Origin of the sequence: Paenibacillus sp. 2TAB19 (assembly GCF_052115185.1) — a bacterium.
Lineage (GTDB): Bacteria > Bacillota > Bacilli > Paenibacillales > Paenibacillaceae > Pristimantibacillus.
Map to the genome: position 1 here is coordinate 1 of NZ_JBFRGE010000054.1, position 21843 is coordinate 21843.

The window sequence follows — 21843 nt, forward strand, 5'->3', positions numbered from 1 at the left end:
CCTCATTGGAGATGAGGYTATGCTCATAGATCGGTGTGTGTGGGTGCGKGATGGTAAGGTTGGTGCGTAGCTCGCTCTGTGGTGGTGCGTGTCGGGTATGGTGCCAGAGTAACCTRCTATTGAACTTGGCTGCTTCCTGCTTGGGCTGGCTTGTGTGTGACGGAGCTCATTAWATAGTGAGGYGAATCTCACTAATTGCCGCCTTAATGGAGCTTCTGGCCGGAGCAGTGAGGTAAACCTCACTTGTCGTGAACCTAGGTTCACGAGGAATGAGGTTTGCCTCACTATTCGATGGTCGAGTGGTTGTGTTGCAACGAATTAGTGAGTCTAGCATCATTGGGGGTGAGGATAACCTCACGTATTCGGGGACGGGATATGCACAAACCGCTCACAGCTGTGCATGAACGGAGATGAATCAGTGTGTGGCAGTGTGCAGCAGCTTGTGGATAGCATAAATGAGCGTTCGAGTAGTGCGGATTGCTGTGGACGGAGGGCTGGAACGTTATCCACAAGTGGACAAGCGATCCAGCCTTGCTGCATTTTCAGTCACTTATTCACATATTAACAGAATATTCGCTAATTATTGGGGATAGAGAGTGTGTAGAAGGTGATGCGCCGCTGTCCCGAGGTTTGTCCACAGAAGATTCCTTCCCGTTCGTAGCGCCGCAGCCAGTCGATCGCCGTCCGGTTGCTGATCTGAAATTCGCGGGCGACCTCGCTTGGCTTCAGCTTGGCGTCTCGCCGTCTAGCTAGTTGGATAAGCAGCGTCTTGCGGGTCTCCCACAGCTTGGCGTCATATCCGGATTGGCCGTTATAGGCGACCGACCACCAGTGGCCGATCGCCTGCTTGATCTGGGCGATGCAGCGCTGGGAATCATGGGCAGCTTGCCAAGCCGAGAAGCGGAGTAGCAGCCAACCGGACAGGACAAGAGCGTTCTGCCTGGTGAGATGATCGTTAAACTCGCCGGGCGTAATCTGACTGGCATGCGTCGTGAAGCCATCGAGCTCGATGGCGAGGCGGATGCCATTTTTCACGAAGACGAAGTCCGCGAAGCGCTGACCGCCCTTGTGATCGATGAACGGGAACTCCGCGCGCAGGCCATCATAGTTGTAATCGAATGCTGCTCCCCATACCTGCTCGAGGAAGACAAGCGCCGTTTTATCCAGTTTGCTGCGGAACTTGCCGGTGAGCGAGGCTTCATGCTCGAATGATTCAATAAAGCGAAGCAGATTAGGATGCAAGTTAGTTCCTCCTTCGTCGATAGGAACGACAAAACACCCCAAGCCGCAGCGCGTGACGCGCCAAAGCCGGGGTGTTCTTCACTCCGAATAGTTACTTATAGATGTATCATAACGAAAGGCTGAGTGTTCGGCAAGCAGGACGAGCGAATCTAAAGTTGCCGTAAAGTTGCTTCGGAACGGACGTCGGGTTTTATTAACGGCGACGCTTCTTTGCTACAGGGCGCTTCGGCGCACCTTTGCGGCCGGCGGCAGACTTCTTGCGGCGTCTTTTGCGCTGAGGCTTCCAATCGGCTGCATCGCCGTCATCGTCGTCCTTGGACTTTTTGAAGGAAGCAAGCAGTACTTTGACAAGCGGCGCCATCTGGGAAACGCTGGACATAACCTTCTGCACCTTACCCACTGTCGTGAGAATACCGTCAATACCACCCATTCGATCGATGTAGCCTTTAATATCGCCTAAGCTGGAAAGCGAGAAGCCGCCGGTCTTCGTTATGGCCGGTGCAGCCTCCACGAGCTCGCCAAGCGTCGCATCCTTCGGTATCGTGGGAATAGAGGGCAGCATATCCTGCGTCGGAACGACAACCGGTGAAGGAGGCGGAATGACAGGGAGGATGGCCGACGTCTCCGCATCTACCATTTTGGCCCCGCTGGATTTGAATCCGCTTGACTTGCTCCTGTAAGACTGGCTGTGCTGGCTCTGCCCATGGCGATAGGTGCCGTGTGTCGGGAACTGTTGTTGATCGCCGGCACTCGGGTTATTGCGATAATTCACACGGATCACAACCCTTTTTTTTATTAGTTTATGCATAGGCGTTTGGTCGGATTGGACGAATGCCCCGATTGAGCAACTTTTTCCATGATATTCGCCCTGTGCTTGTATCGCGAATGGCGATGTGCGGCTTTCACGAGGAGCTCTTCCACCCTGTAAAGCGTGAATACGGTAATGTTTGAAAAAATAGTCCAAAAAAGCTACAATATTAGCGATAGTTCGATTATTCGAGTGATTGGATCGTACCCTATAAATATGGAGTGAATGCTCATGCAGCTTAAGAAGCTGAACGATAAAGCGATTGACCAACTGTTCGAAGCGGTTCTGACTTTGAAGTCGGTTGAGGAATGTTATGTGTTTTTTGACGACCTGTGCACGGTGAACGAGATTCAGTCGTTGTCCCAGCGTCTAGAGGTCGCGCGTATGCTCGGCAAGGGCAGTACATACAATCAGATCGAAGCGGAGACGGGTGCCAGCACGGCAACGATCTCGCGGGTTAAGCGCTGTTTGAATTACGGCAACGACGGGTATAAAATGGCATTAGAGCGTCTTGGAAGGTAAGCCCGTATGAAATCGGGCATTCTCGTTATAAGTCACGGCTCCAGGGAAGCAAGCTGGGTGGAGCTCGTTGATGCTGCTGTTAAGCAAGCCTCCTCATCGCCTCGGCTTGCAGGCGTACCTATTGTGTCGTCCTTCCTGGAGATCGTGGAAGGACGGCTTATTCAGGATGGTATCGATGAGCTGGAGAAGGCCGGCGTTACGGATATGCTAGTCGTGCCGCTGTTCGTCTCATCCGGAAGCACGCATGTGGACGAGATCGGGCAGGCGTTCGGTCTGCCATGGGTTTCCGATCTCGAAGGCGATCTCGGCACGTTCCGTGTAGAGGCGAAGGTGACGTACGGCTCGCCGATCGACGACGATCCGGACATTGCCGAGCTGCTGCTCGCTAACATTGCCGCGCTGTCCGAGGCACCGGAGCGTGAAGCGGTGCTGCTGATCGGGCATGGCAGCAAGGAGGAGGTGTTCCATGAGCGCTGGCAGCGTGGTCTTTCGTTGCTAGCAGCGCGGCTGAAGGCGCTCGGCGGCTTCACTAAGTCGGAGCATGCGATGCTGCTCCCCGATCAAGCTGCGGCTAAGCTTGCGGCTATGCAGAGCGAGCATCCTGAGCTGGCGGTGATCGTAGTGCCGCTGTTCCTGAGTCCGGGTTATTTTACAAGCCATGTCGTGCCGACTCGTCTTGCTGGACTTGACTATCGGTATAACGGACGGGCGATGCTGCCGAATCCGGCGATAGAACGGTGGCTGACGCGGCAGATGACGAGTTGGCTGGATGGAGAGAATGGTTGATTATTGGAATAGGATAAATAGAGTGCTGGATCGGAATCAGGGGTGTGAGTGCATATGAGTATTAAACGGGCAAGGCTTATCTATAACCCGACATCGGGAAGAGAAGAGATGAAGCGGCGTCTTCCGGACATTCTGCAGAAGCTGGAGCAGGGCGGCATCGAGACGAGCTGCCATGCGACGATCGGCGAAGGCGATGCGACGATGGCTGCGGCCGAAGCTGCGGATCGCGGCTATGATATGATTATCGCGGCTGGCGGCGACGGCACGCTGTATGAAGTGATCAACGGCCTCGCGAATAAGCCGAACATTCCTCCGCTGGGCATATTGCCTGTGGGGACGACGAATGATTTTGCCAGAGCGACGGGCATTCCGAAGCATTGGGAGTACGCCTGCGACCTCATCATTCAGCAATATACGCGTCCGATCGACGTGGGCAAGGCGAATGATCGATACTTTATTAACATTGCCGGCGGCGGCTCGCTTACGGAGCTGACCTACGATGTGCCGAGCAAGCTCAAGACGATGGTTGGGCAGCTTGCTTATTATATGAAGGGTCTGGAGAAAATGACCCGCCTGCGCCCGACCGAATTGAAGTTCGAAGCGGCCGGCGTCGGGGAGTTCCACGACGAGTTCATGATGTTCCTCATCTGCAACAGCAACTCCGTAGGTGGCTTCGAGCGGCTCGCTCCGGATTCGTTGCTCGATGACGGCTTGCTCGACGTGCTGCTCATCCGCAAGTGTAACCTGCCGGAGTTCATCAAGCTCGTGTCGCTAGCGCTGCGCGGAGAGCATCTGAATGATCCGCATGTCATCCACTTCCGGACGAATGAGCTTAAGGTGACGACGCCGGATTACGTTCAGATCAATCTGGACGGCGAATATGGCGGCGTATTGCCGTGCACGTTCTCGGTGCTGCCGTCGCATCTTCAGATTTTTGCCGATGAAACGGGAATTTCCACATATCGTTAGTCGCTGCGGCTAGTCTCATGACCATGCGAATGGTGCAAAGAGGCTGGCCGTATTGTATGATAGGAGTTAGATTTTTGATTAAGGACGGCTATGAAGGCAGAGCGGAGAGATTACATGCGTAAAGGTACGAACAAGGGCGGCAGCTATAACGGAAGATCAAATAGAGGGCGCAGTGCGGCGGCCGAGAAGGAACGGGCAGACGCGCCATTCCAGAAGAACGAAGAGGTGACGCTCGATATTATCGGCCTCACCCATGACGGCGAAGGCGTAGGCCGGGCGAAAGGCTTCACGCTGTTCATCCAAGGGGCGCTGCCCGGCGAGCGCGTACGCGCGAAAGTGATGAAGGTGAAGAAGCAGTATGGCTACGCCCGCCTGGTGGAATTGCTGGAGAAGAGCGCGGATCGGCAGGAGCCGCCTTGCGATATTTATAAGGAATGCGGCGGCTGCCAGCTGCAGCATTTCGACTATGCAGCGCAGCTGGCTTGGAAGCGGCAGCATGTCGTCGATAACCTCGTGCGGATCGGGAAGCTGAATGTAGCGGGCGAGGGTGTGGCAGATGCTTCAGGTGCGGGAGAGATCGTGGTCCATCCGACGGTGGGCATGGACAAGCCTTGGCGCTACCGCAACAAGGCGAGCGTGCCGATCGGCACGCATAACGCGAGCGGCGAGCTGATCGCCGGCTTCTACGCCCGCGGCAGCCATCGAATCATCGACATGGACGATTGCCTCATTGAGCACGAGCATAATGACGAGGTTGTCCGCGTCGTCAAGCGCATCGGCCGTGAGCTAGGCGTCACGCCTTACGACGAAGAGTCAGGCCAGGGAGTGCTGCGCCATGTCATGGCTCGTACAGGCGTCGTAACGGGCGAGATTATGGTCGTGCTGATCACGAATGTTCGCAAGCTACCTTTGGCAGACCGCTGGGTAGAGCGCATCCGCGAGGAGCTGCCGGGCGTGAAGAGCATCGTGCAGAACGTCAACACGCGCGAGACCAACGTCATCTTCGGCGACGAAACCCGCACGCTGTGGGGAAGCGATGTTATCTATGACGAGCTAGACGGCATTCGCTTCGCGATCTCGGCTAGATCGTTTTATCAGGTCAATCCGGTGCAGACGGTGGAGCTGTACAGAAGAGCGGTAGAGTATGCGGGTCTGACGGGCAGCGAAGATGTCATTGACGCGTATTGCGGCATTGGGACGATTTCGTTGTTCCTCGCTCGGAAGGCAGGCCGTGTCTACGGCGTTGAAATTGTGCCGGAAGCGATTGAGGATGCTGCTCGGAATGCGGAGTTGAACGGTATTGCGAATGCTATGTTTGAAGCGGGACCTGCGGAGGTTGTTATCCCGCGCTGGCGTGAGGAAGGTATCACCGCCGACGTCATCGTCGTCGATCCACCGCGCAAGGGTTGTGATCCAGCGCTGCTCGAGACGATCCTAAAGATGCAGCCGAAGCGCGTTGTGTATGTAAGCTGTAATCCTTCGACGTTGGCGAGGGATCTTAGAGTGCTTGAGGATGGCGGGTATCGGACGGTTGAGGTAACGCCGGTGGATATGTTTCCTCATACGACGCATGTTGAATCCGTCTGCTTGCTCGCTCGTTAGAAATAGTATAGTTCTGAGTCTCTTACTGTGTAAGGTGTTGAGCTAAAAACAGTTTGAGAATATGTGGTATAACAACGACACTTTGGATGAGTTGTAGTAAGCTGTAAACATGATATGTGAAATTTAAGGCTAAGATGAGGTTTGACGATAAGTGCTGGGTCGAAAGAATAAGGTCTAACGATATGTTCGGATTAGATGTTTCGATTGCAGGACGAGCTAAGCAGATGTCGAATACGTATTTATTCCGTCAGTAAAATAACACAATTTAGCTTTGCTGCATGTAGAAGTTACGTCATATAAATGTATCTTAACATTGGTTTCGGCTACATATTTAGGAGGAAGTATATAGTGTATAAATTAGTTTCATTATTTTCTGGTGCTGGTTTTATGGATATAGGCTTCGTTGAAGCTGGATTTAAAATTATCAAAGGATATGAATTAAATCCAGAATTTGTTCGAGCTCATAATTATAATTTTAATCAACATTTCAAAGAAAATGGGAATGTGGAAGTTCATGACATATCGAAGGTTCCAGCAAATACATTACCAAAGTGTCATGGGATCATCGGAGGACCACCTTGTCAGGACTTTTCGGCAGGAAATTCAAACAATACCGGAGTAGAAGGTGAACGGGGCAGACTAGTATGGGATTTTCTTGATAAAATAAAGGTCCGTAAACCTGATTTTTTTGTGTTCGAAAATGTTGCCACTTTATATAAAAGAAAGAAGCATAGAACTGAAGCCTTAGAACCATTATTAAAACAATTTGATGAACTAGGATATAAAACATATTTTAATGTGTTAAATGCCCTTGATTATGGAATACCACAAGATAGATCAAGGGTCTTTATCGTAGCTTTTAAAAAGGATATTATTAAAAAATTGTTGAAATATGGTTCAAATGAATTTGAATGGCCAAAACCAGTATTTAATGATCCTAAAAAAAACATAATGTGGTCCAAAAAGGATGATTTTGGTTCGAGTTTAAACGAGAGCAAACTAATAAAGGAACTAGGTCCTTATTATCAGCTAACTGTTCATAGCAGAATTGGTAATATAGCAGAGATGGAAAAATTAAATAATCAAGTACACTTTAAGCCTAAATCAAAGAAGTTTTTGATTATTGATGAAGGTGATGATCGGAGGAAATCATTTAAACGGTTACATCGATTTCGCTACAGTCCTACTGTAGCTTATGGTAATAACGAAGTGCATTTACATCCAACGTTGCCTAGGAGACTAACTGTCCGGGAATCGTTAAGACTACAATCAGTTCCTGACTGGTACAATTTCCCTGAAGATATGACATTACAAAGTATGTTTAAGATGATCAGTAATGGAGTCCCGACTGAACTGGCGAATAAAATAGCAATATCTGTGAAGGAAGTTTTGGATAATTATTTTGAAATAAAAGATAAAAGTAAAGTATAAATATTAAGTTATCAAAAAACGATAGAGGTGATTATAAATGGATGTCAACGAAGCGTATACAAAAGATGATTTGTCTGAAGAAACAGTAAATGTAAATCCTGACCCGCGAATTCTTGTTGCTATAACAAACAATCCTATGAAACCGATTGACGCACTGTGTGAGTTAATAGATAACTCTATAGATAGTTTTATCGCTGCTGAAAGGGATGGCAGACCCATCCCCAATCCAGTTATTCAAATTCAACTGCCAAGAAATTCAGAAATTCGTAATAACGAAGGCGTGCTTTTAGTAATCGACAATGGAATTGGAATGAGTCTTCCACAATTAGTTAAAGCTTTGAAAGCAGGGTATACTGATAAAAACCCTTTCGATAGACTGGGTTTGTTTGGATTAGGTTTTAATATCTCTACTGGTAAACTCGGCAAAAGAACTGTGGTGACTTCTGCGAGAAAAGAAGATAGTGATTCAGTTGAGATTACCATAGATCTAGAGAGAATGGTAAATGAAAATACTTATGATGTGCCTAAAAGACTAAAGCAGAAAACGCACCCTCATCAGAACGGTACGATCATAAAAATTGATCGTTGGTGGGAAGAAGGAACTCAGAATGCAGGTTTCATTGCGAAACTATCTAAACTCGGCATTCCACAGATCACCTCTGAAATTGGTAGAAGATATTCTACTTACATACGTCATAAAAATCTAAAAATTTTCATTAACGATACTGAGTGTCCAGCATTTGAACATTGTATTTGGGCAGACCACAGAGTAGTAAAACATAATAGATGGGGGATGATTTCTGCTGTCTATAGATTTGACAAAGTCTTACGAATCGAGCGGCGGTGCACAAAATGTTTCAAGCCCGTTATTGAAGGTGCAATGTGTGAAAAGTGTGGCCCCAATACCGAGTCAAAAACTATTGAGCATCGTGTGTATGGTTGGGTTGGTATTCAACGGTTTGATGATCCAAATGAATATGGAGTAGATCTAATTAGAAACGGCAGGGTGATAAGAAAGTCCGAAAAGGAATCGTTTTTTACATGGACTGACAACCTGGGATACTCGATTAAAGATTATCCTATAGATTCTGGAGGTGGATATGGTCGTATTGTTGGAGAAGTGCATTTGAATCATGTTCCAACAGATTTTTTAAAACAAGACTTCCAAAAGACTTCATCTGAGTGGGAAGAAGCTATTCGGTTTTTAAGAGGAAACACATCATTACAGCCAGAAAAAGCGGCAGAGTCGGGTGAAGAAAACAGGTCTCCTATATTCATGTTGTATCAAGGCTACAGGAGGGTAAGGGATTTCGGTACTAAAGACATGTATATGGGCTATTGGGAGCCTAGTGCAGAGAAGGCTAAGAGGATACCTAGGGAAATTGAACGTGAATACTACCAGAAATTTCAGGAAAAAGTTCAAGGTTACTATGATGATGAAAACTGGTGGAAGCTAGTTGAAGATGCAGATAAAAAACCGACAGATGATACAGTTGAGTGCCCAGATTGTGGATTTCAGTGTGTTTCAACAAGTGAAGTTTGTCCGGAATGTAAAGGAGTGTTAATCGGTAAAGCGTGCTTAAATAGTCAATGTGGTAATTTGATTCCTCGTTCAACAACGGAATGCTCTCATTGTGGAACTTCTCAAGTACCAACTCCTGTTGAACCATGGCAATGTTCGTTTTGTGCGCGGAAGAATCCTCCTGAAGCAACTGTTTGTCGCAACTGTCATCGTGAACAAGGAGAACAAAATCCTTTTAATAAGGAACATCTATTAGAGAATTCTATTAAGAGCGATGAACTATCAATTCAAACCTTTGCAATTAATTTGCCAGGTAGTGCTAGTATGGCAACGACTGCGGTAAATGTTTATACCTTAAAACATGGAACAGGATTAGAGAGGGAAGGCAAAACAACACCGCTGATTATTCATAAGACTGAGACACTTAATATATTTATCGATACAAAACATCCCATTTTTACTAAGTATCAAGTTAGAGCACAGGACGTTATTGCAGTTGAATTGGCAAAATGGATACAGGATCAAAATAGTAGGCATATGTCAGGAGATTCAATGCACCTTTGGTCAATAAGTAGTCTATATTGGGAAATTATTAGAGCAGCTCATTGGGGGGCAGGCTTAGCTATAGATGCAAATGAGACTCGAAACCGAATAGAAGCATTTTTCAAAAGGATAAAAGAAGAATTACCATACCTTTTAGAATCAGAATCTGAAGATATTCAAAATAATATGTTGCCCGAAGAAAAACACGAACTAGCATTAACGCTTGTAAGTAATGGGTTCGACCCTTCACAAATAACTAAGGTTATTGAGGAAGGCAAATTTTTAGGTTACTTATCAAATAGACTGATTGTCAAACTTATTGTACAATATGCTGAAAAGTTTTTTGATGGTAAATTTTGGACTGATTCGTACTTGAACATTGATTTGAATGTATTTGCACAGTCTACTGTCACCGAGATACGAAATCATATCAAGAATAAATACCGTAACTTCCTTGAAGATATATTAGGTTACTACGAAAACAGAAATCCTGATGAAGGCTACACCAAAAGGGTAAATCAGACATTAGAATTACTGAGTAAGAAGCTGATATAGGAAGTGGTTTATATGTCATTTATTGATGACAATCTGTTGAATTTAGGCCCGTGGCAATCCTTGGAGAGGAATGTTGCCCGTTTAATGCATCATTCTGGTTTTGAAGATATACGGATTGTGGGACAGAGCAATGACCACGGTGCAGACATATTGGCACACCGTTCAGGGAATAGGTGGCTAGTACAAGTTAAATTCAGGAAATCTGGTAATGTTGGTATTGATGTTGTCGATAGAACGGTTGAAGCTGCCCGATTCTACAAAGCTAATGTACCGGTTATTGCAACTAATCAAATGTTTACTGATGAAGTGAAGAGAAAACAAGCTTCTTTGCTAGCAAATCAAATAAATCTCCAATTGTGGGACAGGTATAAGCTAAAAAAAGATTGGGATCGTTTGACAATAAAAAGTCCATATCTAAGAAACCCTAGACAATATCAGGAAGAACCAATCGACAGTATTGTTGAAGCATATCAAAACAATGAACTGAAGAGGGCTTTGATAGTTCTTGCTACTGGCTTGGGAAAAACTTTTGTCGCTGCTGAATCAACTAGGAGAATTTTAGAACTGGCTGAAAAAATACGTCCTAAGAAAATACTTGTGCTTGCTCATACAAATGAATTAGTTTATCAGCTAGAAAAAGCATTTTGGCCATTTATGGATAAAACGATGAATTCAACTTTATGGAATGGATATGAAAAAGGATATCCCAACCAGTCTTTATTTACATTTGCTTGTCTCGATTCTATAGCAGAACATATTTCACGAACAAATGAATTGCCAGCAAAGTATGACATGATTATTGTAGATGAATGCCACCATGCTGGGTCTGCAACCTATAAAAAAGTATTAGATGAAGCCCAGGCAGGGAAAAAGTGGGGGGCATTTTTACTCGGAATCACAGCAACCCCATGGAGAAGTGATGATGAGAAGGTTGAGGATATTTTCGGACCTAAACTGGTAAGTCTAAGCATTATTGAAGGCCTGAGGAACGGCTATTTAGCAAATATTGATTATAGGATGTTTGTAGATAATATTAATTGGGAGTCACTTGCAGATATACATGAATTAACCCCAAAAGCTCTAAACCGGAGATTGTTTATTAGAGAATGGGACGATGCTGTAATATATAAACTAAAAAATACGTGGAATGAAGTAGACAAACCTAGGGCCATAGTTTTTTGTTCAACAATTGACCATGCTTTGACAATGAGAGATAAAATCAATACTATGGGATTTGCGAGTGCTGAAGCTATTTTTTCTGGTAATACTTCTGGAATTAGATTATCTGCTGCCGAGAGGAATCGTATGCTAGCCGATTTCCATGCTGGTACAATTCAAGTAATGTGTGCTGTGGATATTTTTAATGAGGGTGTTGATGTACCGGACGTCAACATTCTTGTTTTTCAACGAGTAACGCATAGTAGACGAATCTTTATACAACAATTGGGGAGGGGGCTTAGAATAAGTCCCGGTAAAAAGAAAGTAATTGTTTTGGATTTCGTTTCTGATATTCGCAGGTTTGCTGCAGGGCTTGAATTAAAGCAATCTTTAGAAGGAGCGCCAGTATATTTGGAACTCGGCAATCCAGTTAAATTTATGAATGTAGCTGGGGAAGATAAGAAAGCTGAAAATTTTTTAGGTCAATGGCTTCAGGATGTCGCGACAATACAAGATGCTAAAGAAGATGACCACATCCTAAAATTTCCTCCGCCGCTAATAGACAGGTAAGGTGATCTGATGGATTTCTATGATGTTGTAAAAGATTTGAAAAAACTAAAAAATCAGAAGCTCGTATCCATTATCCCGGGTTCGGAAATTACTTTACTAGATGTTACAGAAAACGGATTGATAATTGAGAATATAAAAGGAAAGCAAATAAAAAGACCATTGTCCGAGATAAAACGAATTGTTCAAGCACTTTCGAGTGAAAGACCGATTCATGTTGAGTCGATATTGGAGGGTGGTGGATCAAGCAGGAATCAACCCGAAACTATATTAGCGAACTTACCTTACATTGAGTGGCTTAAGATAAAGAACAAAAAGCATATTGTTTGGGTAAAAGAGAGAACACATCCATATGGCACAAAAAAAGAAGTTGATCCTGAAACGGCAAGTATGATTAAAACAAATATCTTGACTGGATCTATCACAAACACAGCCGGAATTATACCCACAAAGACAGTCTTGTGTTTTTGCAGCAAATTAAGTGATGCAATTAAATATTATAAAGAAATCATAAAACAAGAGCCTGATGTATTAGATACGCATTATGCGATCTTTAAAAGCGAAGGTATAGTTATTGTATTAWGAAAATTGGTGCAAGGGATTAGTCAAGGGACCTCTGGTCCTTTGCTCATTGTACATGATATTGAACAACTAATAATTGATATTTCCGGGCAGGCTTTCAAAGTGGTTAAAATCGAGAGCGATGATATTTTCCCAAAACAGCTAGTCATATATGGACCAGAAAACCTTACTGTAATATACAGCGAAAAGGTATTAATGCATGGCGATTGGTGACGATTAAGGGGAAATACGGKATATACCATTCCCTTTTTTACTTATCTTCATTTGATATAATTTTGAAGATGTATTCTCGGAATGACAGTTAAGTAGGCGGGCGTAAAATTAATGAGACGTAATATTAAAAAGGCAGAGTATAATAACGTTCGTATAGTAACTGAGTTTTTGAAAAGGCATAATGAAGAATAGATTTAACAATTCTTGACCACATGATAGAGGTTTCGTATAGAAGTTCTCCGAACTTTTCGAGACCTCTATATACGTTGTAGGGTGTAAGAGGGATATTGTCAATTAATCAAGATGTGAACGGAAATGATAGAAGTAGCGGCTGCCATTATTGAGGATGAAGCGGGTCGAATACTGATTGCACGGCGAGCCAAAGGGAAGTCGCAGGAGGGCATGTGGGAGTTTCCCGGCGGCAAGTTGGAACCGGGAGAATCGCCCGAGGACTGCTTGCGGAGAGAGCTACTGGAGGAAATGGGCATTACGATCGAGCCTTATGCGTATGTCGGCGCCAATAAGCACGATTACGGGACGGTGATGATCAAGCTCATCGCATATAAAGCGAGCTTCGTGAGCGGGGAGTTCGTGCTGACGGATCATGATGATTATCGGTGGGTTGGGACGGAGGAGTTCGAGGAGTATACGTTTGCTCCTGCGGATGTTCCTTTTTTGAGGATGTTAAATGAATAGAAGGTTGCTGATGAATTGATAGGCTCCTCATATGATAGACAGGTGAAATACGAAACCTCTCTACAGTATGGGGAGTCTTTTTTTGGAACTCTATGGCTAAAAAAAGTGAAAAACCAACGCAGGGTGTAGTATATTTAGGTCAATGTGCTAATGAAGATTATGGGAAAARGGGAAATGGACGCAATGAGAAAGCAATTGACAGTTCTAATCGGCATGGTTGTTGTCTTTACCGTCGTTATATCGCTATTCATCTATGAATGGGTGAATCCTACGTTTCAGTACCCGGAAGCGCGAGGAGGGGTACTGGACGCCAGTCATTGGGATTTTGCGAAGCAAGGAATTGTACCGCTGCGGGGAGAGTGGGAGTTTTACGAGAACAAGCTGCTGACTCCGCAAGATTTTCACTCAAGCGACAATACACTCGAAGCAGAGCGCAGAATCGTTAGCGTTCCCGGAGGGTGGAAGGGCGTCGTTTCCTCCGGCAGCGGGTATGGCGCGGGTACGTATCGTCTGCGAGTTGAAGTTGGCGAGCCTGATTTCTATAGCCTTAGAGGCAAAAAAATTCGCATGTCCAGCCGTATCTATATGGATGGATCGGACCTAGGCGGTTCCGGTAAACCGGATTTGTCGGCAGATCGATTCGTACCAAGCAATCTTCCGGTGTTCGGCACGATCAAAGCGGATACCAATACCATTGACGTTATCATTCAGATAGCTAGCTACCGCTATTTGGAAGGCGGATTGGTGCAAGCGCCGGAATTCGGATTAACGGATGAAGTAATGGCGAGGCGCGATAATACCCGTCTGGCAGATATGATTGTCATCACCGCGCTGCTAGTGTTCGGGGTTTATTTCGCAGGTACGTTCAAGCAATGGAAGAAAGAGCCTTATCTCGTCTGCTTCAGTTTGTTCTGCTTGTCATTAGGATTGTTCTTCAGCATCGACAACGAAATCGTGATGGCAACCCTGTTCCCGGGCATATCCTTTCTGTTGTTGCAGAAAATGCTCTTTATTCTGCCTTACGTATCCGTCTTCTCGTTTACTCTCTATGTCTATCTGTACCTGGACCTTAAGGCGAGCACGGAATATAAGTGGCTGAGACGAGTCTCCTACGTCTTTTTGATTGTACTGATTGCTCTGCCGAACGAATACCTGGTCGATGTTCTTTGGATCGGGATCGTCCTGCAATTGATCACCTTCGCTTTCATGATTCGCTGGATTTTTCGTAATCGGAATGGCGGGGTTCAGGTTTACTATATTTTGCTCGGTCTATTCTTCCTTATTATAAGCTGGGTATATGCTCAGACGCGCTATCAGCTGGCGCTCGACAACCCGTACTATATGATCGTCACGCCGCTGCTTCTCGTTTTATCGCAATCGTTTCTCATGTCGGACCGGATGCGCGACGCGTTCGTGCGGAACGAGCGATTGGCCGAACAGCTCATTGCGTACGATCGCCAAAAAGACGAATTTCTTATCCACACCTCCCACGAGTTCAAAACGCCGCTGCACGGCATTATTAATCTGGCGCAGGTGGTCATCGATCAGAGCGGCGAAGAGATGGCGCATCGGCATCGCGACAACTTGAACTTCATCATTGCCCAGGCAAACCGTCTGTCTACGCTGGTGAACGATATTATCGATTTTCAGAGCTTGCAGCTAGGGAGCCTGGCTTTCCAGAATCGGCATTTCGACGTGAGCGGCACGGTGCAGGCTACGCTCGAAGCGTTAACCATTATGCGCAGGAACGATCAAGTGAGGCTGATCAATCAGGTGCCTCCGGGAGCCTACTATTTGTTCACAGACGAGAACCGCCTGAAGCAAATTCTCGTGAATCTGGTCGGCAATGCGTTGAAATATACGGAACGGGGAAGCGTGGCGGTGGCCGCAGAGTCGCGAGAAGGCTGGCTAAGCCTGACGTTCACGGACACCGGTGCCGGGATGAGCGAGGTACGGCAGCAGGAGCTATTCAAAGCCCACCTGTACGAAGGCGGCGAAGAACCGGCGGATCCGATGTTTAAATCATCCGGTCTAGGTCTGAAAATATCGAAGGCTCTTGCGATGCAAATGGGCGGCGATCTGGAATTGAAGTGGTCGGAGCGGGGAAGAGGTTCGGTGTTCGAGCTGCGGCTGCCGGAGGCGTCGGCAGCGCAAAGCGAAATGGAGGGGGCCTGGGCAGAAGCCGCTGTCAGCGAGGAACCGCCGCTGCTATCCGGGTCAAGCTCGCTGACGGCTGAAGAGTCGTCTCCGCACGCGATGGAGCGATCCCCAAAGATGAAGATTTTGCTGGTGGATGATGATGCCTCCAATATCAAGGTACTGCGGGAGTTATTCGCGCCTGGTCGTTATCACGTTCTCGTGGCTTATAACGGAGCGGACGCGCTCAAGCTTATTCAGGAGCATCGCGGCGATCTGTCGCTTGTCCTGCTCGATGTGATGATGCCCGAGCTTTCCGGGTATGAAGTGTGCAGGCGAATTCGGGAGGAGCACCCGCTCTACAAACTGCCCGTTATACTGCTGACGGTACGCAGCTCGCCGGCTGATATCGCGATGGGCCTCGAAGYGGGGGCTAACGATTTTCTGGTGAAACCGTTTAGCGGCAAGGAGCTGCTGGCTCGGGTACAGACGATGCTTCAATTGAAGGAAGCCGTGGAACAGGCCATTCACATGGAGACGTTATTTTTGCAATCGCAGATCAAGCCGCATTTTATATACAACGCCTTGAGCGGTATTATCTCGTTATGCTACAGCGACGGCCCGAGGGCAGGCAAGCTGCTGGGCGAATTCAGCAACTATTTGCGGCTAAGCTTCGATCTGGACCCCCGGCATGCCAAGGTCAGTCTGAAGCGGGAGCTGTCTCTCACCAAATCCTATGTTGAGCTGGAGATGGCGCGTTTCGGCTCGCGTCTAAATGTGGAATGGGATGTGGATGTCCGAACGGAGGCGTTGATTCCGGCATTGCTCCTTCAGCCATTGGTCGAGAACGCGATTCGTCACGGCATTATGAAGCGACTGTCGGGAGGCACGGTGGTCATTCGGGCGAAGCTGGAGCCGCAGGGCTTGCGTATGGCTGTACTGGACGATGGGGTCGGCATGACCGAAGAGCAACTGAATCGAATCGCGAAGCCGGAGCGGCTGGAAGGAAGCATCGGTCTGATTAACGTACATAAGCGGCTCATGAACGAGTTCGGGCAAGGCTTGCTGGTGGAGAGCGTTCAGGGCAAGGGGACGACCGTTGCCTTCCTGATTCCTTCCAGCGTGGGCAAGGCCGGACCTGACGAAGAGGGGGACGATGCAGGATGATAAGAGCGATTGTCGTAGATGACGAGCTGCTCGTTGCCGAGCAAGTGGACAGAATGTTGGTTCAAGCCGGCGTGAAGGTGTTGGGCCGCTGCGTGAATCCTCACGAGGCGCTTGGAATGGCCAAGGCTTTGCAGCCCGATGTCCTATTTCTCGATATCGAAATGCCGGAGCTGAGCGGATTGGAAATCGCGGAGCGGGTCTATGCGGACAAGCTCGACATGGAAGTCGTGTTCATTACCGCCTACAATCAATACGCGATCGACGCTTTCCGGGTGAATGCTCTCGATTATTTGTTAAAGCCGGTGATGGAGGAGGATTTGGAGCGTACGCTGGAACGCGTCGGCAAGAGACGGCAGCATCGCGGAGTGGCGGTCGGCAGCACAGGACAACAGACGGCCGTTGCCGCGCTGTTCGGCAAGTTCGCGCTGCATGTGGATGATGCCCTCGAGCAGGTTCGCTGGGTGACGGCCAAGTGCGCGGAGTTGTTCGCGTATATGCTGCTGCAGCCTTTGGACAAAGAGGTCAGCAAGTGGGAGTTGTTCGAGGCGCTCTGGCCGATCCAGAATGAGGAGAAGGCGGGAATCAACCTTCGTAGCACGGTTAGCAGAATCAACAAGACGTTACGGGATTGCCGTTCGGGAATGGCGCTGGCTTCCGTCAGAAACGGCTACAGACTGGTTTTGTCCGATGAAGCGCCGTCGGTGGACGCGGCGGAATTGGAGCTTTTCGTGCTGGATGCCGTCGAGCCGATCCAGGACAATCTAGCCTATGTCGAACAGCTTGTTCTCCGTTGCAGCCGACCGTTCCTACAGGAGTTCGACGGCACCTGGTGCGAGCCTTACCGCAAGCAGTATCGTCAGTACTTCCTGCACCTGGGGAAGAAGCTGCTCTTATATTACGAGCGAGTCGAGGCGGAGCCGCTCAAGGCGATGCGGTTAGCAGATCTGCTGGTCGAACATGACCCTTACGACGAATCGCTACGGGAATCGGCTCTGAAGCTGCAGCATCGCATTGGCGGTTCCAAGCGCGCGGCCGCCTACTATGAAGCATATGCCGAGTTGATTCATACCGAACTGGGAGCCGTTCCGGGCGACAAGCTCACCGCGTTGCTTCGCGCTTTCTCGAATTGAATCCTATCGCACGAAGGAACCTGCATTTCTAAGCGGGTTCTTTTTGTTTTGCAACAATTTTGCAACAACGCTCCCGTTATAATGTCACCATAGCGTGCATCAAAACAACTAGGGAGGCACTTGAATGAATCCGGAAAATCCTAAGCTCAAAAGATTCATCTCAGCAACTTTGGCATTTTTGCTGATGTTTAACGTTTCGTTCTTTTTGAATGGGCAAGAGGCGCATGCGGCGGCGACGAACCTGGCGCTGAACAAGCCGGTGACGGTAAGCGGTACTTTTAGCAGCTACGTGGGAAGTAATGCAGTAGATGGCGTTAACGGTACTTTCTGGTCTCAAAACAATACAACTACAGGGGGCCATTTAACGGTCGATTTAGGCGCACCGACGACCTTTAATGCATGGGAAATTTATCGTGGGTGGTACATTATGGGGATCGAATTGCAAATCAGCACGAATGGGGTAAACTTCACTCCTATCAACGATCCTAACGCTTCGGCTACGATGACTCCGACCTCGTATTATGACTCGGGCTTGAAACCTTTATCGTCTCCAGTTACTGCGAGATATGTCAGACTTGTTATTAGCGCTAATTACGATAATTATTTTCGAATATATGAATTCAAACTCTACAACATATTGGCTCCTAGCGCCCCGTTGAACGTTAGTGCCGAAGGTGGCGTTAACCAGGCGAAGGTATACTTTACTCCTCCGGCAGATGACGGCGGTGCCGCGATTACGAAGTACACGGTCACTTCCTCGCCGGGTAACATTACCGCGTCGGGCACTTCCAGCCCGATTACGGTCCCAAGTCTACCAGTAGGAGACTATACGTTCACGGTTAAAGCGACGAATATCGGGGCAACAGGCTCCAGTTCCACGGATTCCAATTCGGTTGCGGTAACCGCACCGGCGTCGCCTGAAGCTACGCCAACGGCTGGAATTGATTACGCGACCGAACAGCTGACAGGATTGGTGGCGAACGACGCCTACTCCATTAACGGTACGGCGGTGACGGCGGACGGCAGCGGCAAGGTAGCGATCGACGGCAGTTGGCTGGGCGTAGCGGTGAATGTGGTGAAGAAGGGCAACGGCACTTCGACGACCGACAGCACGGCGCAGACAGTTAGCTTGCCGTCCCGACCGGCTATGCCGGCCGCAGGAAAGACGGACGAGACATCCATTAGCGGCAACAACGGTACGCTGACGAACGTGACGTCGGCGATGGAGTACAAGAAGGGGGCAGCTGGCAGTTGGACAAGCGTAACCGGTACGAGCGTAACGAGACTGGCGCCGGATACGTACTCCGTGCGCTTCAAAGCAACGTCCTCAGCCTTCGCATCTGTTGCGCAGACGTTAACGATTGCGGCATTCATCGGATCGCCGGAGACGACACCGGAGGCGGTGATCGACTACGCGGCGGAACAGTTGACGGGATTGGTGGCAAACGGCGCCTACACCATTAACGGAACGGCGGTGACGGCGAACGGCAGCGGCAAAGTAGCGATCGACGACAGTTGGTTGGGTGTCATCGTGAACGTGGTGAAGAAAGGCGACGGCACGACGACAGCAGATAGCGAGGCGCAGACAGTTAGTTTGCCGTCCCGCCCTGCTACGCCGGCCGCAGAAAAGACGGACGAGACATTCATTAGCGGCAACAACGGTACGCTGACGAACGTGACGTCGGCGATGGAGTACAAGAAGGGGACGGCTGGCAGTTGGACAAGCGTAACCGGTACGAGCATTACGGAGTTGGCGCCGGATACGTATTACGTGCGCGTCAAAGCAACGTCTTCGGCCTTCGCATCTGATGCACAGTCAGTAACAATCGCGGCGTTCATCTCGCCGCCGGAGACGACACCAGAGGCGGTGATCGACTACGCGGCGGAACAGCTGACGGGACTGGTGCCGAACGCAGCCTACTCCATTAACGGTACGGCGGTGACGGCGGACGGCAGCGGTAAGGTGGAGATCGACGGCAGCTGGCTGGGCGAAATCGTGAACGTGGTGAAGAAGGGCAACGGCACGACGACGGCCGACAGCACGGCGCAGACGCTAAGCTTGCCGTCCCGACCGGCAGCTCCGGTTGATATAACGGTGACGGATATTACCTATAACGGAGCGAATGACGGTTCTATTCTCAACGTAAATCCTACGATGGAGTTTAAAATAGGGAATGCGGAAACATGGACGAATATAACGGAATCGTCGGTTGTCGGACTAGCGCCTGGCGATTATTATGTACGAGTAGCCGCAACAGAATCGGCATTTGCCTCTATCCCTGCTCAGGCAACCATCCATGACACGGATGCAACCATTCCAGGGGAGCCGAATGTGAGTGCCGACGATGCGGGCAATGTCATTATCGGTCTGGACACTACGATGGAAATTTCGGTTGACGGTGAAGCTTACGTCCGATATGACGGAACCAACATGCCGCAACTGAGTGGCGAGCATACGGTTCAGGTGCGAGTGGCTGCCAGCGGCTCCATTCCGGCGGGACCGCCCGCTACGCTGATCTTCACGACGAATGCTTCCGTTCCGGCCGGAGGCTTGACGGTGACCGCTATAGATCCTAGAGGCGCGGCAAACGATGGCAAAACCCGAATTACAGTAACGCCTGCCACTGACGGTGAGAACAGTCTGGTCTACTTTAACTTCGGCAGCGGCATCGTAGACGTACCGAATGTCGGCGATACGCGTAGCAGTTACCTGAATGTTCCAAGCGACCGCTTAATCCCGGCGGCGAACGGCGACAAGATCGGCGTAGCCGAGGTAGACGCGCAAGGCCAAGTCGTGAAGTTTGGTCATACGACAGCGCGTGTTATCGCCGAACAGTCGGTTACTCCGCCTACTAACGAAGCATCGACCGGTCCGAACGAAGAGTCGATCGACGTGCTGGTTAACGGCAAGGTCGAAAATGCGGGCAAAGCAACAACGACGGAATCGGGCGGCGTCAAGACGACGACGGTCGTCGTCGATCCGGCCAAGCTTCAGTCGAAACTGGATGCGGAGGGCGTGAATGCCGTCGTCACCATTCCGGTCAAGTCAAAGTCGAACGTCATTGTCGGCGAATTGAACGGCCAGATGGTTAAAAACATGGAGAATCTCTTGGCGACGCTCGTTCTTCAGACGGACAAAGGCAGCTACACATTGCCGGCGAAGGAGATTAACATCGACGAATTAGCAGGCAAGCTCGGCAGCAACGTGAAGCTAGAGGACATTCAGCTAAAAGTCACGGTTGCGCAAACACCGGACACGATGGCCAAAGTAGTCGAGAGCGCAGCGTCGGAGGGCGAATTCTCTGTTGTCGTGCCCGCAGTTGACTTCACGGTCACAGCCACCTATGGCGGGAAAACCGTCGAGGTTACGGCGTATAACGTCTATGTTGAACGCATGGTCGCTTTACCTGACGGCATCGATCCGAACCGAATTACAACGGGCGTCGTCGTTGACCCGGACGGAACGGTTCGGCATGTACCGACCCAGATCGTAATGATTGATGGCAAGTCTTACGCGATAATCAAAAGCTTAACCAACAGCACGTACGCGGTCGTCTGGCATCCGATCGCCTTTGCCGATGTGGAGAAGCATTGGGCCAAGGAAGCAGTGAACGACATGGGGGCGCGTCTCGTCATCCATGGCGTGAACGAGACTTCGTTCAATCCGGACGCGGACATCACCCGCGCCGAGTTCGCGGCGATGATCGTGCGCGGATTGGGACTGAGGCTGGGCGAGGCATCGCAGAGCTTCAGCGACGTCGCAACGGACGCTTGGTATGCGAGCGCCATTCAGACAGCCTTAGACTACGGCTTGGTCTCGGGTTATGAGGACGGTACCTTCCAGCCGAATGCCAAGATCACGCGCGAGCAGGCAATGGTTATCATCGCCAAAGCGATGAAGCTGACGGGGCTCGCCAAGGTAACGGGCGTGCCCGATAAGGATGCAGTGCTTGGCAAGTTTGCCGACAGCGCCAATATGGGCACGTGGGCAACAGACAGCATCGCGTTAGCCGCCGAGGCAGGGCTAATCAGCGGCCGTAGCAACGGCAAGCTGGAAGCCAAAGCCAATGTCACCCGCGCCGAAGTGGCGACGTTGATCCAAAGATTGCTTAAGCAGTCGGATCTCATCTAAAACCTAAAGCGTAATGAAGAGGGCATAGAACAATGTCATTAAGTTAAGCTAAAAGATAAGAGCGGAAATGAAAATGGAATCT

General features: G+C 49.0%; 14 protein-coding genes. 12 read left to right on the forward strand and 2 right to left on the reverse strand.

Translation table 11 applies throughout. From position 1 onward, the window contains the following. Nucleotides 1-576: 576 nt before the first annotated feature. The gene (locus AB4Z33_RS21425; RefSeq protein ID WP_442051833.1) at nucleotides 577-1242 is read right to left on the reverse strand and encodes a helix-turn-helix domain-containing protein; all 666 of its coding nucleotides are present in this window, start codon (nucleotides 1240-1242) and stop codon (nucleotides 577-579) included. A 193-nt stretch (nucleotides 1243-1435) separates the two neighbouring features. Beyond that, nucleotides 1436-2014, reverse strand: a complete 579-nt coding sequence (locus AB4Z33_RS21430; protein ID WP_442051834.1) for a hypothetical protein — start codon at nucleotides 2012-2014, stop codon at nucleotides 1436-1438. A gap of 267 nt (nucleotides 2015-2281) precedes the next feature. Here AB4Z33_RS21430 and AB4Z33_RS21435 point away from each other — a divergent pair, with 267 nt between their 5' ends. From AB4Z33_RS21435 to AB4Z33_RS21490, 12 genes are all read left to right on the forward strand, one after another. Then, nucleotides 2282-2572, forward strand: a complete 291-nt coding sequence (locus AB4Z33_RS21435) for a YerC/YecD family TrpR-related protein (RefSeq protein ID WP_020619046.1) — start codon at nucleotides 2282-2284, stop codon at nucleotides 2570-2572. 6 nt (nucleotides 2573-2578) lie between these two features. Then, the gene (locus AB4Z33_RS21440; protein WP_442051835.1) at nucleotides 2579-3358 is read left to right on the forward strand and encodes a sirohydrochlorin chelatase; all 780 of its coding nucleotides are present in this window, start codon (nucleotides 2579-2581) and stop codon (nucleotides 3356-3358) included. Nucleotides 3359-3418: 60 nt separating this feature from the next. Beyond that, entirely contained in the window at nucleotides 3419-4327 is a 909-nt protein-coding gene (locus AB4Z33_RS21445) for a diacylglycerol kinase (RefSeq protein WP_442051856.1), read from the forward strand. Between the two features lie 114 nt (nucleotides 4328-4441). Further along, the gene (rlmD, locus tag AB4Z33_RS21450; protein WP_442051836.1) at nucleotides 4442-5929 is read left to right on the forward strand and encodes a 23S rRNA (uracil(1939)-C(5))-methyltransferase RlmD; all 1488 of its coding nucleotides are present in this window, start codon (nucleotides 4442-4444) and stop codon (nucleotides 5927-5929) included. A 348-nt stretch (nucleotides 5930-6277) separates the two neighbouring features. Then, entirely contained in the window at nucleotides 6278-7360 is a 1083-nt protein-coding gene (locus AB4Z33_RS21455) for a DNA cytosine methyltransferase (RefSeq protein ID WP_442051837.1), read from the forward strand. A 37-nt stretch (nucleotides 7361-7397) separates the two neighbouring features. Beyond that, nucleotides 7398-9980, forward strand: coding sequence for an ATP-binding protein (locus AB4Z33_RS21460; RefSeq protein ID WP_442051838.1), 2583 nt, complete (start codon nucleotides 7398-7400; stop codon nucleotides 9978-9980). A 12-nt stretch (nucleotides 9981-9992) separates the two neighbouring features. Then, nucleotides 9993-11708: a DEAD/DEAH box helicase family protein gene (locus AB4Z33_RS21465; protein WP_442051839.1), complete on the forward strand. Its 1716-nt coding sequence runs from the start codon at nucleotides 9993-9995 to the stop codon at nucleotides 11706-11708. A gap of 9 nt (nucleotides 11709-11717) precedes the next feature. After that, nucleotides 11718-12500 carry a hypothetical protein gene (locus tag AB4Z33_RS21470; protein WP_442051840.1) on the forward strand — a complete coding sequence of 261 codons (783 nt, stop codon included), beginning with the start codon at nucleotides 11718-11720 and terminating at the stop codon, nucleotides 12498-12500. A 315-nt stretch (nucleotides 12501-12815) separates the two neighbouring features. Further along, entirely contained in the window at nucleotides 12816-13196 is a 381-nt protein-coding gene (locus AB4Z33_RS21475) for a (deoxy)nucleoside triphosphate pyrophosphohydrolase (RefSeq protein WP_442051841.1), read from the forward strand. Nucleotides 13197-13379: 183 nt separating this feature from the next. Continuing rightward, nucleotides 13380-16499: a hybrid sensor histidine kinase/response regulator gene (locus tag AB4Z33_RS21480; RefSeq protein ID WP_442051842.1), complete on the forward strand. Its 3120-nt coding sequence runs from the start codon at nucleotides 13380-13382 to the stop codon at nucleotides 16497-16499. Further along, nucleotides 16496-17629, forward strand: a complete 1134-nt coding sequence (locus AB4Z33_RS21485; RefSeq protein WP_442051843.1) for a response regulator — start codon at nucleotides 16496-16498, stop codon at nucleotides 17627-17629. Before AB4Z33_RS21480 ends, AB4Z33_RS21485 begins: the two co-directional genes overlap by 4 nt. 124 nt (nucleotides 17630-17753) lie before the next feature. Next, nucleotides 17754-21761 carry an S-layer homology domain-containing protein gene (locus AB4Z33_RS21490; RefSeq protein ID WP_442051844.1) on the forward strand — a complete coding sequence of 1336 codons (4008 nt, stop codon included), beginning with the start codon at nucleotides 17754-17756 and terminating at the stop codon, nucleotides 21759-21761. The last annotated feature ends 82 nt before the right edge of the window (nucleotides 21762-21843 follow it).

Coding starts and splice junctions, on each gene's coding strand:
- rlmD (WP_442051836.1), top strand. CDS start 4,442: ATGCGTAAAGGTACGAACAAGGGCGGCAGCTATAACGGAAGATCAAAT.
- AB4Z33_RS21435 (WP_020619046.1), top strand. CDS start 2,282: ATGCAGCTTAAGAAGCTGAACGATAAAGCGATTGACCAACTGTTCGAA.
- AB4Z33_RS21460 (WP_442051838.1), top strand. CDS start 7,398: ATGGATGTCAACGAAGCGTATACAAAAGATGATTTGTCTGAAGAAACA.
- AB4Z33_RS21485 (WP_442051843.1), top strand. CDS start 16,496: ATGATAAGAGCGATTGTCGTAGATGACGAGCTGCTCGTTGCCGAGCAA.
- AB4Z33_RS21440 (WP_442051835.1), top strand. CDS start 2,579: ATGAAATCGGGCATTCTCGTTATAAGTCACGGCTCCAGGGAAGCAAGC.
- AB4Z33_RS21465 (WP_442051839.1), top strand. CDS start 9,993: ATGTCATTTATTGATGACAATCTGTTGAATTTAGGCCCGTGGCAATCC.
- AB4Z33_RS21490 (WP_442051844.1), top strand. CDS start 17,754: ATGAATCCGGAAAATCCTAAGCTCAAAAGATTCATCTCAGCAACTTTG.
- AB4Z33_RS21475 (WP_442051841.1), top strand. CDS start 12,816: ATGATAGAAGTAGCGGCTGCCATTATTGAGGATGAAGCGGGTCGAATA.